Source organism: Mesorhizobium sp. M0998, assembly GCF_040318885.1.
Lineage (GTDB): Bacteria > Pseudomonadota > Alphaproteobacteria > Rhizobiales > Rhizobiaceae > Mesorhizobium.
On sequence record NZ_JAMYND010000009.1, the window covers coordinates 15,674 to 30,937 of the forward strand.

General features: G+C 62.6%; 14 protein-coding genes and 2 pseudogenes. 8 read left to right on the forward strand and 8 right to left on the reverse strand.

Annotation, left to right across the window (positions count from 1 at the left end):
- Positions 1 to 16 precede the first annotated feature (16 nt).
- A pseudogene (locus NKH59_RS10745) lies at positions 17 to 463 on the reverse strand (MarR family winged helix-turn-helix transcriptional regulator); the annotation flags it as partial.
- A gap of 196 nt (positions 464 to 659) precedes the next feature.
- Here NKH59_RS10745 and NKH59_RS10750 point away from each other — a divergent pair.
- A complete protein-coding gene (locus NKH59_RS10750; RefSeq protein WP_353021763.1) occupies positions 660 to 1,451 on the forward strand; it encodes an SDR family NAD(P)-dependent oxidoreductase in 792 nt (263 codons plus the stop codon).
- A gap of 18 nt (positions 1,452 to 1,469) precedes the next feature.
- Here NKH59_RS10750 and NKH59_RS10755 read toward each other — a convergent pair whose 3' ends face one another.
- Positions 1,470 to 2,069, reverse strand: a complete 600-nt coding sequence (locus tag NKH59_RS10755) for a LysE family translocator (protein ID WP_352541090.1) — start codon at positions 2,067 to 2,069, stop codon at positions 1,470 to 1,472.
- A 92-nt stretch (positions 2,070 to 2,161) separates the two neighbouring features.
- Between NKH59_RS10755 and NKH59_RS10760 the strand changes: the two genes are divergently transcribed.
- A complete protein-coding gene (locus NKH59_RS10760; RefSeq protein WP_352980933.1) occupies positions 2,162 to 3,031 on the forward strand; it encodes a LysR family transcriptional regulator in 870 nt (289 codons plus the stop codon).
- A gap of 53 nt (positions 3,032 to 3,084) precedes the next feature.
- Here the strand turns inward: NKH59_RS10760 and NKH59_RS10765 are convergent, their stop codons facing one another.
- Both NKH59_RS10765 and NKH59_RS10770 read right to left on the reverse strand, forming a co-directional pair.
- Entirely contained in the window at positions 3,085 to 3,738 is a 654-nt protein-coding gene (locus NKH59_RS10765; protein WP_352473936.1) for a dihydrofolate reductase family protein, read from the reverse strand.
- A gap of 156 nt (positions 3,739 to 3,894) precedes the next feature.
- Positions 3,895 to 5,262, reverse strand: a complete 1,368-nt coding sequence (locus NKH59_RS10770; RefSeq protein WP_352473938.1) for an Nramp family divalent metal transporter — start codon at positions 5,260 to 5,262, stop codon at positions 3,895 to 3,897.
- Between the two features lie 235 nt (positions 5,263 to 5,497).
- Here NKH59_RS10770 and mntR point away from each other — a divergent pair, with 235 nt between their 5' ends.
- The 3 genes from mntR (at position 5,498) to NKH59_RS10785 (ending at position 8,513) form a co-directional block, all read left to right on the forward strand.
- The gene (gene mntR / locus NKH59_RS10775) at positions 5,498 to 5,953 is read left to right on the forward strand and encodes a manganese-binding transcriptional regulator MntR (RefSeq protein ID WP_023678308.1); all 456 of its coding nucleotides are present in this window, start codon (positions 5,498 to 5,500) and stop codon (positions 5,951 to 5,953) included.
- A gap of 223 nt (positions 5,954 to 6,176) precedes the next feature.
- Positions 6,177 to 7,094: a KPN_02809 family neutral zinc metallopeptidase gene (ypfJ, locus tag NKH59_RS10780; protein WP_352473939.1), complete on the forward strand. Its 918-nt coding sequence runs from the start codon at positions 6,177 to 6,179 to the stop codon at positions 7,092 to 7,094.
- 150 nt (positions 7,095 to 7,244) lie between these two features.
- Positions 7,245 to 8,513 (forward strand): TCR/Tet family MFS transporter, encoded by a 1,269-nt coding sequence (locus NKH59_RS10785; RefSeq protein WP_352473940.1) that lies wholly within the window; start codon positions 7,245 to 7,247, stop codon positions 8,511 to 8,513.
- A gap of 55 nt (positions 8,514 to 8,568) precedes the next feature.
- Here NKH59_RS10785 and carA read toward each other — a convergent pair whose 3' ends face one another.
- The gene (gene carA, locus NKH59_RS10790; RefSeq protein WP_353021766.1) at positions 8,569 to 9,786 is read right to left on the reverse strand and encodes a glutamine-hydrolyzing carbamoyl-phosphate synthase small subunit; all 1,218 of its coding nucleotides are present in this window, start codon (positions 9,784 to 9,786) and stop codon (positions 8,569 to 8,571) included.
- Between the two features lie 318 nt (positions 9,787 to 10,104).
- On the opposite strand from carA, the gene NKH59_RS10795 reads away from it, so the two are divergent.
- Complete coding sequence (locus NKH59_RS10795) at positions 10,105 to 10,554, forward strand: GatB/YqeY domain-containing protein (protein ID WP_352822024.1); 450 nt, start codon at positions 10,105 to 10,107, stop codon at positions 10,552 to 10,554.
- A gap of 56 nt (positions 10,555 to 10,610) precedes the next feature.
- Positions 10,611 to 11,157 (forward strand): annotated as a pseudogene (locus tag NKH59_RS10800) (GNAT family N-acetyltransferase); the annotation flags it as partial.
- A gap of 5 nt (positions 11,158 to 11,162) precedes the next feature.
- Here NKH59_RS10800 and NKH59_RS10805 read toward each other — a convergent pair.
- The 3 genes from NKH59_RS10805 to NKH59_RS10815 all read right to left on the reverse strand — a co-directional run bounded on the left by NKH59_RS10805 (position 11,163) and on the right by NKH59_RS10815 (position 14,478).
- Positions 11,163 to 12,344, reverse strand: a complete 1,182-nt coding sequence (locus NKH59_RS10805) for an MFS transporter (RefSeq protein WP_352772051.1) — start codon at positions 12,342 to 12,344, stop codon at positions 11,163 to 11,165.
- 127 nt (positions 12,345 to 12,471) lie between these two features.
- The gene (locus NKH59_RS10810) at positions 12,472 to 12,681 is read right to left on the reverse strand and encodes a DUF2061 domain-containing protein (RefSeq protein ID WP_292658743.1); all 210 of its coding nucleotides are present in this window, start codon (positions 12,679 to 12,681) and stop codon (positions 12,472 to 12,474) included.
- Positions 12,682 to 12,813: 132 nt separating this feature from the next.
- The gene (locus NKH59_RS10815; protein WP_352473946.1) at positions 12,814 to 14,478 is read right to left on the reverse strand and encodes a Na/Pi cotransporter family protein; all 1,665 of its coding nucleotides are present in this window, start codon (positions 14,476 to 14,478) and stop codon (positions 12,814 to 12,816) included.
- Positions 14,479 to 14,856: 378 nt separating this feature from the next.
- On the opposite strand from NKH59_RS10815, the gene NKH59_RS10820 reads away from it, so the two are divergent.
- Positions 14,857 to 15,246: an RcnB family protein gene (locus NKH59_RS10820; RefSeq protein ID WP_352473947.1), complete on the forward strand. Its 390-nt coding sequence runs from the start codon at positions 14,857 to 14,859 to the stop codon at positions 15,244 to 15,246.
- Positions 15,247 to 15,264 lie beyond the last annotated feature (18 nt).

Genomic DNA, 15,264 nt, shown 5'->3' on the forward strand with positions numbered 1-15,264 from the left:
ATAGTTGAAGTCGCGGCGGCGGTGCGTCAAAATCCAGCGCGGCGATTTCGTCCAGTGCCGCTCGCAGGCTTGCCGCCTGCTCTTTTCCAAACATCTCCTCGAAGCGCTGCTGAGCGACCTGCCACAGCTTCAGAGCTTCTTCGAGCTTGATCCGGCCCTGCGATGTCAGCCTGACGCGCCTGATGCGGCGGTCGACAGGGTCGGCGAAGGTCTCGACATAGCCGTCCCGGATCAGCGGCTTCAGCGTATGACCGAGGGCCGACAGGTCCATGACGAGGGCCGCGGCGATGGCACCCATCGTCGGTTCGTTGCCGACGTGGATTTGATAAAGCAGGCCCTGTTGCGTGGCCTTAATGCCGGAGGGCGCGAGCACATCGTCATAGAACTGGCCGAGTTTCCGCGTCGCGCGGCGCAGCATGGCGTTGTTGCAAAGCGCCAGGCCGGGCAGGGTGGTTTGGGACATTGGCGGATTTCCAATCAGGGGCCGGAAGGGACCCCTCGATGCAAACCAGAAATAGTCCTTGCTCCCCGGATTGACAAGATGGTGGCATATGCCTACTTTCAAATAGTGGCATATACCAATAAATCGTGTGCCAGTCGAAGCAGAGGTGTTGCCCTGCGGCACTGGCATTTGGAATCGAACCAGAAGGAACAAGACAATGAGCAATCAGGACAAAGGCACGGCGGTCGTCACCGGCGCCTCCTCCGGCATCGGCGCGGTCTATGCCAACCGGCTCGCCGGCCAAGGTTACGATCTGGTGCTGGTGGCGCGGCGCGCCGACCGGCTGAAGGAATTGGCGGAGAGGCTCCGCTACGCGTATGGCATCAAAATCAGTGTGATCAGCGCCGACCTGGCCGACGACGGCGATCTGCGGCGGGTCGAGCAGGCGATATCAACCGACGACAGCGTGACGCTGCTGGTCAACAATGCCGGCCTTGGCGGCGCGCAGATGGTGGCAACGGCCGACGCTGATGTGGCCGAGCGCATGATCAAGGTCAATGTCGTGGCTTTGACTCGTTTGACCCGCGCGGTTCTGCCGGAGCTGCTGGCGCGCAACCGCGGCGCAATCGTCAACATCGCGTCGGTGCTGGCCTTCGACACCTCGTTCGGCGGCATCTACAGCGGCACAAAGGCTTATGTCGTCAACTTCACGGAGGCCTTGCAGCGGGAAGTCGCGGGCACGAAGGTCGCCGTGCAGGTGGTCTTGCCGGGGGCTACGCGGACAGAATTCTGGGAAGTTGCCGGAAGCGATATTGCCGACCTGCCGGCAGAGATCGTTATGACTGCCGACGATCTGGTCGATGCAGCGCTTGTCGGCCTGGCCAAGGGCGAAACCGTCACCGCGCCCGGGCTCTCCGATCCGGCTGGGTTGGAAACCTATCTTGGTGCGCGGCAAGGCTTCTTCGGCAGTCTTCTGGCGGGCAAGCCGGCGGCGCGTTACGCTGCCTGACATGGCTAAAGACTGATCTTACGCTGTCCGCCACATCGGGATGATCGAGGCGGCCAGCAGCAGGCCAAGCACGGCGTTGAGCATGCGCCACTGCCGCTCGGTTCGCAGCAACCCGGCGAGCAGCGTGCCCGCCACGCACCATGCTGCCAGCGATAGGGCCGCTGCAAGGCCGAAGACCGTGCCGAGCAGCAAGGCGAGCTGCAGCGGCCCGTTGGCGAGCCCGGCAAAGGATGCCGCCGCTCCCAGCCCCATGGCCCAGCCCTTTGGGTTCATCCATTGCAGGCCGGCGCCGCCCAAAAAGCTGTTCGGCTTTGCCATGGCCACGTCCAGATTGGGCGGACCGCTGCGGCCGATCTTGAGGGAAAGCCACGTCAGATAGAGGGTACCGGCCATTTTCATTGCCAGTTGCAGCGAAGGAGCGGCGGCCAGCAGACCGGCGAGCCCGGCAGCACCTGCCGCAGCCACCGTGGCCAGGCCGGCCGCACTCCCGGCCATCAGCGGGATAGAGCGGCGAAAGCCGAACTGCGCGCCGGACGCCGTCGACAAGGTCGTGGCCATGCCGGGCGTTGAGGTTGAGACCAGCGCGAACAGGACGAGGGGAAGGACAGGTTCAAACATGCTGCTTCCTTTGAAGCCTGCACGGTAGGCTGTTCGGCTCATCAGTAAATGCAATGTTTGCTATGACATGCATTAGCAAATATAATAGCCGGATGCTCCGCAACCTCGATACTGCCCTGGTTCGAACCTTCGTCACCGTTGCCGACAAGGCCAGCATGACGGCGGCGGCCAACGCGCTGCATTTGACGCAAGGTGCCGTCAGCCAGCAGATCAAGCGTTTGGAAGAGGTTCTCGGCTGCAGCCTGTTCGATCGCGATCGGCGTGGATTGCGGCTGACCCGCTCCGGCGAGCAGTTATTCGGCAAGGGCAAGCGCCTGCTTTCCCTCAATGACGAGATCCTGGCGGAGATGGCGGGCGATGCAGTTGCCGGTCAGGTGCGGCTTGGCGTGCCGTACGACCTTGTCGGCACCTTGCTTGCGCCGGTGCTGAAGGCCTATGCCGAAGCCTATCCGCAGGTCGAGATCTCGCTTGTCTGTGCTTCGTCGCCGGAGCTGGCCGCAGCCTTGGCGACCGGCACGATAGAGCTCGCGGTGATCGAGGAGCCGATCGGTCGGTCGGCCGGCGAATGCCTTGTTGTCGACCGGCTGGTCTGGGTCGGCGCCAAAGGCGGCGCCGCCCGCAGCAAACGCCCCTTGCCGGTTTCGATGGTCGCCGAGACCTGTGCGTTCCGCCCGGTGGTGCTGGAGGCGCTTAACGAGCATGGGCTGGAATGGCGCACCGTATTCGAAAACGGCAGCATCGACGCGACGACGGCGACAGTGCGTTCGGACTTGGCCGTCACCACCTGGTTGGCGTCGACCGTGCCTGTCGACCTCGACATTTTGGCCAACGATCCGGAGCTGCCGTCATTGCCGAATTTTTCGATCAATCTGCATTTGCCGAAGCACGCCGTCGCGCCGGCTGCACTGGCATTCGCGGGCCACCTCCGCGATGGGTTGGCAGGGCGACGAGAGGCGGCTTAAAAACAGCAAAAAGGACGGCCAGTGTTCAGCCGTCCTTGATCGCCCTGCGGCATCTACTTCCAGTTCTTGCGCCGCTCGATCTCGGCTTCGGACGGCTGCTCCGTGGCAAATGACCCGGTCTTGATCTCGCCGGAGCGTTCATAGCTCGCCATGATGACACCGGTGGTCGATGCCTGCGAACGGGTCAGCTTGAAGGCGGCGGGTATTGTGCCGCTGCCGAACAGTTTTTTGCCCTTGCCCAGCACCAGCGGGAAAATCAGCAGGCTGATCTCGTCGATCAGGTCATTGGCGAGCAAGGTCTGGATCAGCTCGCTCGATCCCTGAATGAGCAGGTCCGGGCCGTCCTCCTGCTTCATCCGGCGCAACGTCGCGACGACATCGCTGCCGAGCGGCTGGCTGTTTTGCCAGGACAGCGAATCCGGCCTGTGCGTCGCCACATATTTGGTGACGGCGTTGAAGCTGTCGGCGATCGGATCATTCTTCTGATAAGGCCAGTGGGCGGCGAAGATGTCGTAAGTCTTGCGGCCGAGAAGCAGCGCGAACGGTTTTGAAAACGTCTCGCCCATCGCGGCGCGCATCACATCGTCCCAGTAGTGAAACGTCCAGCCGCCGAATTTGAAGCCGCCGACAGGGTCCTCTTGCGGGCCGCCGGGCGCCTGCATGACGCCGTCGAGGCTGACGAATGTTGCGGCGATGATCTTCCTCATTGGAGCTCCCTTTCCCTGGTCCGTGCCGTCATGGCCGGAGTTCGAGCCAAGGACGGGCGAACGGACATTTGTCCGACAGCGGCCGGCAAATTTCTAGTCTAGGACCGGGGGCAGGTGACTGCCGACCTTATCGTCTCAGCTTGGAGCCGAGAACGCTCAGCCCAAGCCAACGACCGTATCGTAGAGCAGCTTGAAGTTGAGCACCAGGATGAGCGCGGCAACCACCCAGGCCAGTACGGCGACGGCGCGCGAAATGGCGAAATTGCCCATCTTGCGCTTGTCCGAGACGAACTGCACCAGCGGTACGACAGCGAAGGGGAGCTGCATCGACAGGATTACCTGGCTGAAGACCAGCAACTGGCCGGTTCCCTTCTCGCCATAGAGCGCGGTGACCACCACCACCGGGATGATGGCGATGCCGCGCGTCAGCAGGCGGCGCGCCCATTGCGGGATGCGCAGCCGCAAGAACCCTTCCATCACGATCTGGCCGGCGAGCGTCGCCGTCACCGTCGAGTTCAGGCCGGAGGCGAGCAGCGCTACGGCAAACAGGATGGAAGCGATGCCGAGGCCAAGCAGCGGCGACAGAAGCTCGAAGGCCTGGCCGATCTCGGCAACGTCATGATGACCGGTGCCGTGGAACGCCACCGCCGACACGATAAGGATGGAAGCATTGACGAACAACGCCAGTATCAGCGCGATGGTCGAGTCGGTCGTCGCCCATTTGATGGCATCGCGCTTGCCGCGATCGGTGCGCTCGTAGGCCCGGGTCTGCACGATCGAGGAGTGCAGATAGAGATTGTGCGGCATCACCGTGGCGCCGATGATGCCGATGGCGATGTAGAGCATGGCCGGATTGGTGACGATCTCGGACGACGGCACGAACATCGCGTGCAGGATGGAGCCGACCGGCGGGGCGGCGGCAAAGATCTGAATGGCGAAGCAGCCGAAGATGATAATCAAAAGCGCTATGATGAAGGCCTCGAGGAAACGGAAGCCCTTGTTCATCAGCAGCAGCAGCAGGAAGGCATCAAGCGCGGTGATGATGGCGCCGCCTATCAGCGGAATGCCGAACAGCAGTTGCAAGGCGATCGCCGTGCCAATGACCTCGGCCAGGTCGCAGGCGATGATGGCCAGTTCGCAAGCGACCCAAAGCATGAAATTGACTGGTCGCGGATAATAGGCGCGGCACGCCTGCGCAAGGTCGCGGCCGGTGGCGATGCCGAGCCGGGCGGCGAGTGCCTGCAGCAGGATCGCCATCAGGTTCGACAACATGATGATGAAAAGCAGCGTGTAGCCGAATTGGGCCCCGCCGGCGAGGTCGGTCGCCCAATTGCCCGGATCCATATAGCCGACCGAAACCATGTAGCCCGGCCCCATGAAGGCGAACAGCCGGCGAAGCCAGATCCCCGAGTGCGGCACCGCGATCGTTGCGTTGACTTCGCGAAGGCTGGGCTGCTCGTCGTCCTCCGGGCGGGCAAATCGCCACATGGACCGGGGGGCTGAGGTGGCTTCGGCTTCCGACATGAAATGGCTTTCCACTGGAACGATCGATGGTGTCTCCTTATCTATGCCACGGCTGAACATTATGCAATATGCTATATTTCATTGTCTAAGCTTTTTCTTGTGGCCGCTTGGCGTGCGGCCGGAACGGCAGTGAACGCCGGTTGCGCCGGCCACCGAATGGAAATAAACGGCCAGAACCAATAGGGTTCCGTGTTATGACCGCAATGTCGATTCAAACTGCCGGGAGGAGCGCGTATTGGCGCTGAAGAAAAGACCGGTTCCTCGCGAAAAGCCGCTGCCTGACGCAGAAATCCACTCGGAAGGCTTCAGGCAGACGCGTGAAGCGCGCCGCAGCGCGCTGGTCGAGGATTATGTCGAGCTCATCGCCGACCTGATCGAGGATGGCAACGAGGCGCGCCAGGTCGATATCGCGGCACGGCTCGGCGTCGCTCAGCCGACGGTCGCGAAAATGCTGACGCGGCTGTGCGCCGACGGGCTGGTCTCCCGGAAGCCTTATCGCGGCGTGTTCCTGACCGATGCCGGCCGCAAGGTTGCGGAAGAGAGCCGCATTCGCCACCAGACGGTCGAGGCCTTCCTGCGCTCGCTCGGGGTCAGCGCCGAGACGGCGCGCATCGACGCCGAGGGCATCGAGCATCATGTCAGCGCCGAGACGCTCGAAGCCTTTCGCAAGGCAATAATCGCCGCCCGCTGAAAAGCACGGCCAGCGTATCTCTTCGCGCGACTCGCTTCCCACGAGCAGGGTGAACGGCACAGACCTTGCGATGTCTCGGCCAGAGCAGGCAAGCGTCAGCAAGCATTGCTTGTTCGCACGAAAAATACTGTGACTTGGCGTAACCGTTGAGATAATTGTTGTCGTGTCCGATCGAACCGGGACACGGCCCGATCGGCCGGAAAATTGCATCACGGGGGTTGCCATGCTCTGGAAGGGCCGTCGTCAGAGTGACAATGTCGAGGACGAGCGCGGCCAGAGCGGCGGGCTTGGCGGCGGGCCGGGGCAGTTTCGCATCCCGATCGGCGGTCGCGCGGGCGGCGGCGGCATGTCGGGCATTATCATCGTAGGGTTGATTTTCCTGGCAGGGTGGTATTTCGGCTTCGACCCGAGTCAGATCCTCGATAACAGCGGCTTGCAGCCCGGCGGCGGTCAGATCACCGACAATAGCGGTGCGCAAGGCGGCGGCACCGGTGCGCCCGCCTCCGACGAGATGAAGCAGTTCGTGTCGACTGTGCTGGCCGAGACCGAGGACACGTGGACCGGTATTTTTCAGTCCGAGGGCCTGACCTATCAAGATCCAAAACTGGTCCTGTTCAGCGGACGGATCGGCTCTGCTTGCGGCTCTGCCTCGTCAGCGGCCGGACCATTCTACTGCCCCAACGATCGCAAAGTCTATCTCGACACCACCTTCTTCCAGCAGCTCGATCAGCAGTTCGGTGCCTCGGGCGATTTCGCACAGGCCTATGTGATCGCGCATGAGGTCGGCCACCATGTGCAGAACCTCGTCGGCATCCTGCCCAAATTCAACCAGATGCGGCAGAGCATGGGCGAAGCGGACGCCAACCACATGTCGGTGCAGGTCGAGTTGCAGGCCGACTGCTTTGCCGGCATCTGGGCGCATTTCACCGGTCAGAAAGGCATCTTGGAACAGGGCGACATGGCGGAGGCACTGAACGCCGCCAAGCAGATCGGCGACGACACGCTGCAGAAGAAGATGCAGGGCTACGTCGTGCCGGAAAGCTTCAACCACGGCACGTCGCAGCAGCGGCAGACCTGGCTGGCGCGAGGCTTCCAGAACGGCAAGCTTTCGGACTGCGACACGTTCAACAACCCGATCTGAGCCGACGGTTTTCTCGTAATCCGAGAGACTGGATCGCAGTCAGGGGATGTCAGGATGAAAGCACTCTGGCCGTTCCCTCATTGTTCCCAGCGATGTGCTCGCCTATAAGGTGTGTTCCCGTTAGCTCGGGCGGCCTGAGGAGATACCATCATGATAGACCCCAAAACCGCCAGGCGGGGCCTTGCGCTTGTTTTCACCACCCTGCTGCTCGACATCATCGGCTTCGGCATCATTATGCCGGTGCTGCCGGCCTATCTCAGGGAATTGACCGGCGTCGGCATCAGCGAGGCGGCTATCGAGGGCGGTTGGCTGTTCTTCGTCTATGCCGCGATGCAGTTCGTTTTCGCACCAGTGATGGGCGGGTTGAGCGACCGGTTCGGGCGGCGGCCAATCCTGCTTGCCTCGGTGCTGACGTTCGCTATCGACAATCTGATCTGCGCTATCGCCTGGTCCTATCCGATGCTGTTCATCGGCCGCGTGCTGGCCGGCATTTCCGGCGCCAGTTATTCCACGACATCGGCGTTCATTGCCGATATCTCGACCGACGAAAATCGTGCGAAGAATTTCGGGCTGCTCGGCATTGCTTTCGGCGTCGGCTTCGTCATCGGGCCGGTTCTGGGCGGGTTGCTCGGCACGTTCGGGCCGCGTGTGCCGTTCTATTTCGCTGCCGGGCTTGCTTTCGCAAACTTTCTGATCGCGCTGTTTCTGTTGCCGGAAACACTTGATAACAAGCACCGTCGCCGCTTCGAGTGGAAACGCGCGAACCCGGTCGGCACGCTCGTCCAGATGCGCAACTACGAAGGTATCGGCTGGATCGGACTTGTCTTCTTTCTGATGACGCTGGGGCACATGATGTATCCTGCGGTCTGGTCGTTCGTCTCCAGTTATCGCTATGGCTGGAGCGAACAACAGATCGGCTTCTCGCTCGGCGCTTTCGGCCTGTGCGGGGCGATCGTCATGGCGACAGTCCTGCCGCGCGTGATCCCTAAGCTCGGCGAGTGGAAGACGGCGGTAATCGGTCTGGCATTTACCGCACTCAGCGCCTTCGGCTACGCCTTCGCGTCACAAGGCTGGATGATCTATGCAGTGATCGTCGTCGGATGTCTCGAGGCGTTGGCCGACCCGCCGCTCAGAAGCCTGGCGGCCGCCAAGGTGCCACCTTCCGCCCAGGGCGAACTCCAAGGCGCAATGACCTCGATCTTCTCGATCACCTCGATCATCACACCGCTGCTTTATACGGCGATCTTTTCCTGGTTCACGGGCCCGAACGCGCCCGTGGTTTTCGGCGGTGCCCCCTATCTGCTCGGCGCGATTTTCCTCACGCTGGCGCTCGTCGTCTTCGTCACCAGGGTGGCCAAGCCGACGCCGAAGGAAGTCAAACGCATGCACGCGCGGGAAGCCGTGACGGACGGGGCTTGATCGGCGCCGGGAGCCCGGCCGGCGCCGTCAGTCAAATCCGTTTTTACGCAATGCGCTAAACACGCTCGGCCAGTGCCGGCTCGCCGCGCTTTTCGCGGATCAAGTTGACGAAGCGGCGAAACAGATAGTGCGAATCCTGCGGGCCGGGCGAGGCTTCGGGATGATGCTGGACCGAGAAGACCGGTCTGCCGGTGAGCGCAATGCCGCAATTCGAACCGTCGAACAGCGAGACATGGGTTTCCTCGACACCGCTCGGCAACGAGTCGGCGTCGACGGCAAAGCCATGGTTCATCGAGACGATCTCGACCTTGCCGGTGGTGTGGTCCTTGACCGGATGATTGGCGCCGTGGTGGCCCTGATGCATTTTTGCGGTCTTGCCGCCCAGCGCCAGCGCCAGCATCTGGTGGCCGAGGCAGATGCCGAAAAGCGGGATATCGGTCTTCAAAAGATCCTGAATGACCGGCACGGCGTAGTCGCCGGTGGCTTCCGGATCGCCAGGGCCGTTGGATAGAAAAATGCCGTCGGGCCGCATCGCCAGGATCTCCTCGGCGCCGGTTTTTGCCGGCACCACAGTGACCTTGGCGCCGAGGCCGGCCAGCAGGCGCAATATGTTGCGCTTGACGCCGTAGTCGACGGCAACGACGTGCATCGACGGATCAGCCTGTTCGCCAAAGCCCTCGTTCCAGACCCAGGGCGTCTCGCGCCAGACCGATGACTGGCCGGAGGTCACCTCCTTGGCGAGATCAAGCCCGATAAGCCCTGACCATGCGGCGGCGCGCCGCTTGAGGTCATCGACGTCGAAGATACCGTCGGGCGCGTGCGCGATGACGGCATTAGGCATGCCCTTTTCGCGGATCAGCGCGGTCAGCGCCCGCGTGTCGATGCCTGAAAGTGCGACGATGCCGCGCTTCTTCAGCCACTGGTCGAGACCGGTTCCGGCGCGGTAATTCGACGGGTTGGTGACATCGGCCTTGAACACGGCGCCGACCGCGCCGGCGCGGGCCAGCGGGTTGAGGTCCTCGATGTCTTCGTCATTGGTGCCGATATTGCCGATATGCGGAAAGGTGAAAGTGACGATCTGGCCGGCATAGGATGGGTCGGTGAGTATCTCCTGGTAGCCGGTCAGCGCGGTGTTGAAGCAGACCTCGGCGACGGCGGAGCCGGTGGCGCCCAGACCGCGGCCCTCTATGACAGTGCCGTCGGCCAGCACCAGCAGGGCTGTCGGCCTCTCGCTGGCCCAAGGGGGGGTCGACGCGGCTGTCATCGTTGCCATGGCGGCACTCCTAAAGGTTGCGACCTTAGTCGGCGCAACGAAAGGCGCGAAGCGGCGATCTCACAGCCTCGGCGCGCTAAGTTTTCATTTGTGCCTGTCGTTGCCCAAAACCGCTACGCATTTTTGGGCGACGTGCACTAGAATTCAATTCATGCAAGGCCCAGTAGATAGGGGAAGGCGCCGAGGCGGTCAATGATTCCAGGAAGTGCGAGCCCGGATTTATTTCGTCGAACAATATCAGGGATTTGGCGGTAGTGTCGCATTTGCCTTGAGCTATCGGCACGACTATTGTCCGCCGCATTCGAAGGAGAAAGCACCATGCGAGGCAAAGTCGCCGAATCCCTGAAGAGCGCGATGAAGTCGCAGGACAAGCGGCGGCTGCCGACATTGCGTCTGATCCAGGCGGCCATTCACGACCGCGACATCGCCAATCGTGGCGCCGGCAAGGAGCCGGCGAGCGATGACGAGATCCTGCAGATCCTGGCCAAGATGGTGAAGCAGCGCGAAGAATCGGCCAAGGCGTTCGATGACGGCAAGCGGCCGGAGCTTGCAGCGCAGGAGCGCGACGAGATGGCCATCATCCGCGACTTCCTGCCGACGCAGCTGGGCCAGGCCGAGACGGAAAGCGCCGTCCGTTCCGCCATCGCCGAGACTGGTGCCAGCGGCGTCAAGGACATGGGCAAGGTGATGGCGGCGCTCAAGGAAAAATACGCCGGCCAGATGGATTTCTCCAAGGCGAGCGGCATCGTCAAGAGCCTGCTGCAGTAAGCCGCCGAAGGCCCTTGCCGTCGCGCCCGCAATCCGGCAGCCAAAAGCTCGCGCCCGTGATCGAACTCGTCAAACCGGCGTTTGAACACCTGCCGTCCTACAAGGCGGCCCTCGAGCGCGGCTGGTCGCCGGACAATGTGCGGCTGCTCGACGCGACGCGCGAGCAGCTTGCGGCTATCGAAAAGGATCCAGCGACTTTCCTTGGCGATCTCGACGATTCCGATGGCAAGGGACCGCCGATCACCTTGCCCGACGGTGCCGCGGCTGCCCGGATTCCGGCGCTGGATCTGGGACGGGGAAGTCGCAGGCTCAATCGGCCTGCGCTGGCAGCACGGCACCGCGGCGCTGCCGTCGCATGTGCTCGGCCACATCGGCTATGCGGTGGTGCCGTGGAAACGGGGACGCGGCTATGCGACCGAGGCGCTGCGGCTGATGCTGGTGGAGGCGAGGGCGGTTGGCCTGCCCTTCGTCGAAATCACCTGCAAGCCTCACAATATGCCCTCGCAGAAGGTCGTTCTGGCCAATGGCGGCCGGCTCGTCGGGCGTTTCTTCGAGGACGCCGCCTATGGCGGCGCGGAAAGCCTGCGCTACCGGATCGATCTGCAGCCCTATTCGGCGGCAGCCGGCAGCGGCGGCGCAGCCCGGCTGCGCCATTCCCAGACATGCGAGGCAAGCGCAACCGCGACCGCGACCAGCATGGCGATCGCGCCAACCACCGGCAGGCTGCGATAGCCATAGCCGGCATTGAGCATCGCCGCGCCGAGCGATGCGGCGAGCGCGATGCCGACATTGAAGCCCGACGGGATGAGCGACGAGGCAAGGTTGGAGGCGTCCGCGGTCCAGGTCAGGATGCGGGTCTGGATCGGCGTGCCGATGGCAAAGTTGAGGCCGCCCCAGACGAAGATCGCTATCACCATCGGCAGCGGGTAAGGGCTGACAGCGTAGATCAAGGCGAGCATTGCCGCCTGTAGGAAAAGCATGGCGATGAGCGACGGCATCAGCTTCCAGTCGGCGAGCCGCCCGCCGACGAAGACGCCGATCGTTGCGCCGACCCCGTTGAGCAAGAGCACCCAAGGTATCCATTTCTCGTCGAGGCCGGTGACCTCAAGCAGCGTCGGCGTGATGTAGGTGAACAGGCCGAACTGGCCGATCATCAGCATCAGCATAATAATGAGCGAGGTCCAGACCTGCTGGCGTGCGAGCACGCGGACCTCGCTTCCAAGGCTCGCCGACGGGCTCGACGATCCCGTCTTGCGCGGCAGCAGGGCGCCGATTGCCGTGAAGGCCACCACACCGAGCGCGCACATCACCCAGAATGTCGCACGCCATCCCCAGATGTTGCCGATTGCCGTGCCGGCCGGAACGCCGATTACGTTCGATACGGTGAGGCCGGACAGGATCAGCGCCACCGCCATGCCGCGCTGGTCTTCGCGCACGAGGCCGACGGCCACCACCATGGCAACGCCGAAATAGGCGCCATGCGCCACGGCCACCGCTATCCGCAACAGCAGCATCGAGGCGAAGTCGGGCGCCAGCGCACAGGCGGCCTGGCCGATGGTGAAGGCTGCAGTCAGTCCAAGCAGCAGGGCCTTGCGGGAGAAGCTTTTGGTGGCGAGCGCCAGCAGCGGGCCGCCGACTGCAATGCCGCCGGCATAGCCGGAAACGAGATAGCCGGCGGTCGGGATCGCGACGCCAAGGCCCTCCGCCACCTGCGGCAGCACGCCGGCGATGACGAATTCGGTGGTGCCGAAGGCGAAGGCGGCAATGAACAGGGCAATGAGGGGGAGCATGGCGGAAAGGCGATCCTCGGGTAAGGTCGCCTCAAACCACGGATGAGGGCAGCGGGCAATCCAGAAATTGTCGACGCCGCTTTAGCTTTTCTTGATCGCCGGTCAGGCGTCCGCGCGGAGGCAAGAGCTAGGCGGCTGCCTTCCTCCCGTAAGGAATTTTCAGCCACGCACGTTCGTGAAGATAGTAGAGCAGCGACTTGGTGACGACCTCGGTCAGGCCGATGGCAGCGGCGAGCTTAATGCTTCCGGTCACGACGAGCGAAATGATCATCGTATCGATGGTGCCGGTGATGCGCCAGGAAAGCGCTTTGGCGAAGCTGCGAGAATGGGTGTCCATCGACTTTCCTTCCGGTAGATGCGGCGATCTTTAGCCGACAGACAGGAGGTGGCGCAAAGATAATTTCTGCGCATTGGCCCACAGCAATTTTCATAGGCGATGTTGTGAAGCTTCCCGGCCTGTGGATGCAATCTATCCGGCCTTCAGCCGCGAACCGGTGAGCAGGCCACGCTCTTCAAGAACGGGATAGGCCATCGAGGCGAGCAGCGAGTTGATCTGCTTGAGGTCGCGAATGGTGTCGAGATGGATGGAACTGGTCTCGACACTCTTGGCGGTGCCGTCGCGCAGCCGCACGAAATGGCTCTGGCTGGTTTCCTTCTCGCGGTCGCGCAGCCGGTCCTTTTCCAGCACCAACTGGCGAGCGGTCTCCGGATCGCGGGACACCAGCACGTTGAAGGCAAGCCTGGCATTGGCAAGCACCAAGGCATGGAAGGCGCAAAGCTCACGCCAGCCTTCCGGCGTGAACTCCAGCCCACGCTCGAATTTCTTCTTCACGTGGACCAGCATGTTGCGCACGATGATGTCGCCGACCTGCTCCAGCTTGACGCAGGCGCCGATCAGCTCCTGGCAACGCAGCGCCTCGTCCTCGCTCAGCGGGTTCTTGGTGACCCTGGCCAGATAGAGCTTGATCGCAGCGTGCTTCCTGTCGACACGGTCGTCGAGTGCGGCCAACGCGCCGATCTTGTCGGCATCGGCGCTCTCATAGAGCTCGATGATCCGTTTCAGCATGATCTCGACCGTTTCGCAGACCCGCACCACCTCGCGGGTGGCGTTGGCCAATGCCTGGCTCGGCACGTCGAGCGCACTTTCGTTGAGCGCCGAAAGCTCGACGACGTCGAGCGCGTTGGCGGCCTGGGGCTTGGTGCCCAACGCCACGATCCTTTCCGAGGCGCGATAGACCAGGCTCGCCAGCGGTAGGCCGGCGATCAGGATCAGGATGTTGAAGACAATGTGGGCATTGACGATCTGCTCGGGCACCGTGTTGCCCAAGAAGGCGACCGGCGGTTTGAACGTCAGGAACAGGATCAGCATGATCAGCGAACCCATGCCGCGCATCAGGAGATTGCCGATCGGCACGATACGAACGCCGGGTTCTGCGTTGCGGGTTAGAAGCGGCGCGATGATCGAAGAGCCGAGATTGACACCCAGCACCAGCACGATACCGAGTTCGGGCGGGATGAAGCCGCGGCCGGCCAGCGTCACCATCAGCAGCACCGCGGCGATCGAGGAATGGAACAGCCAGGTGACCAACGCCGCCAGAAGATAGGCGGTAACCGGATCGCCGGAGAAGTAATCGACGATGAGCGGCATCAGCGTGCTCTGGCGCAGCGGCTCCGACGCCTGGCCGATCATCTCCAGCGACAGAAGCAGCAGGCCGATGCCGACCAGGATGCGGCCGAACTGGCGCCAGTCGCGCCGCTCGGTGGCCATGAACATGACGGTGCCGGCGACCAGGCAGATCGGCACCAGCAGCGACAGATCGAAGGTGAGCAGCTTGACCACGAGTGCCGAGCCGATCTCGGCGCCGCGCACCGCAAGCTGGCCCGACATGCCGCTGACAATACCGGAGCCGGCGAACGAGCCGACCAGCAAGGTGACGGCGGTCGAGCTTTGCAGCGCGACAGCCAGGCCGCAGCCGGCCAGAACCGCCATGAACGGATTGCGCATTGTGGCGCGCAGTTTGTGGCGCAGCACATCGCCATAGGCGCGCTCGACGCCGGTCTTCACCAGACGGGTGGCAAACAGCATCAGTGCGACCGCACCGGCCAGGTGCAGCAAGACGACCGAGCCACTCATGCCAGGCCCCGCAACGCGACAGGTGCCAGCGACGCGGGCGCGGTGAAGTCAAAGAGGCAAAAGTGGGCGCGAATCGTGGACATTGCAGAGGTTGATATTACTCCGATTTATTTTAGCCGAATAATAAATTTTGCCCGGTTCGGACGCGTGTTGCCACGCGACGGGGCGTGTCGGAAATGGATGGCTGACAAAATGGTTGCATAGCCTGCGGAGTTGCGGCGGGTCATGCGTCCATTCTCGGGCGCCCGCTTTAAAGGTAGCGCTGAATTAGTCGTTCTAAATGTAAGAAATCATTACGAAAACGTAATCTCGGTGTTCAGTTTCGGTTCATCCTTCCGGCTCTATTCCGTAGGCATCGACAACCAAGGAGTACCCGCCATGAAACGCATCGTTCTTTCCGCCATTGCCTTCTCGATGCTGGCTGCAACCACCTGGCAGGGCCAGGCCGCACCTCTGAACACACCAAACGCGCCGCAGTCGAACTACAGCCAGGTCGACTGGCAGAAGCCTGGCAGGCATGTCGACGTGAACAAGCATGTCGACGTGAACAAGCGCGTCCTAGTGAAGAAGAAGATCGTTGTGAAGCGCAGCCATTGGCGCAACGGCCAGAGATATTCCAGCTGGAAGCGTCACCAGCCGATCCGCGACTATCGCCACTATGGCCTGCGCCGTCCGGGTCCCGGGCAGGAATGGATCCGGGTTGGCAATGACTATCTGCTGGTCAGCGTTCTTTCCGGCTTGATCTTCGGCGCCATCGCCACGCAGTGACCGCGGAACGTCTGACCG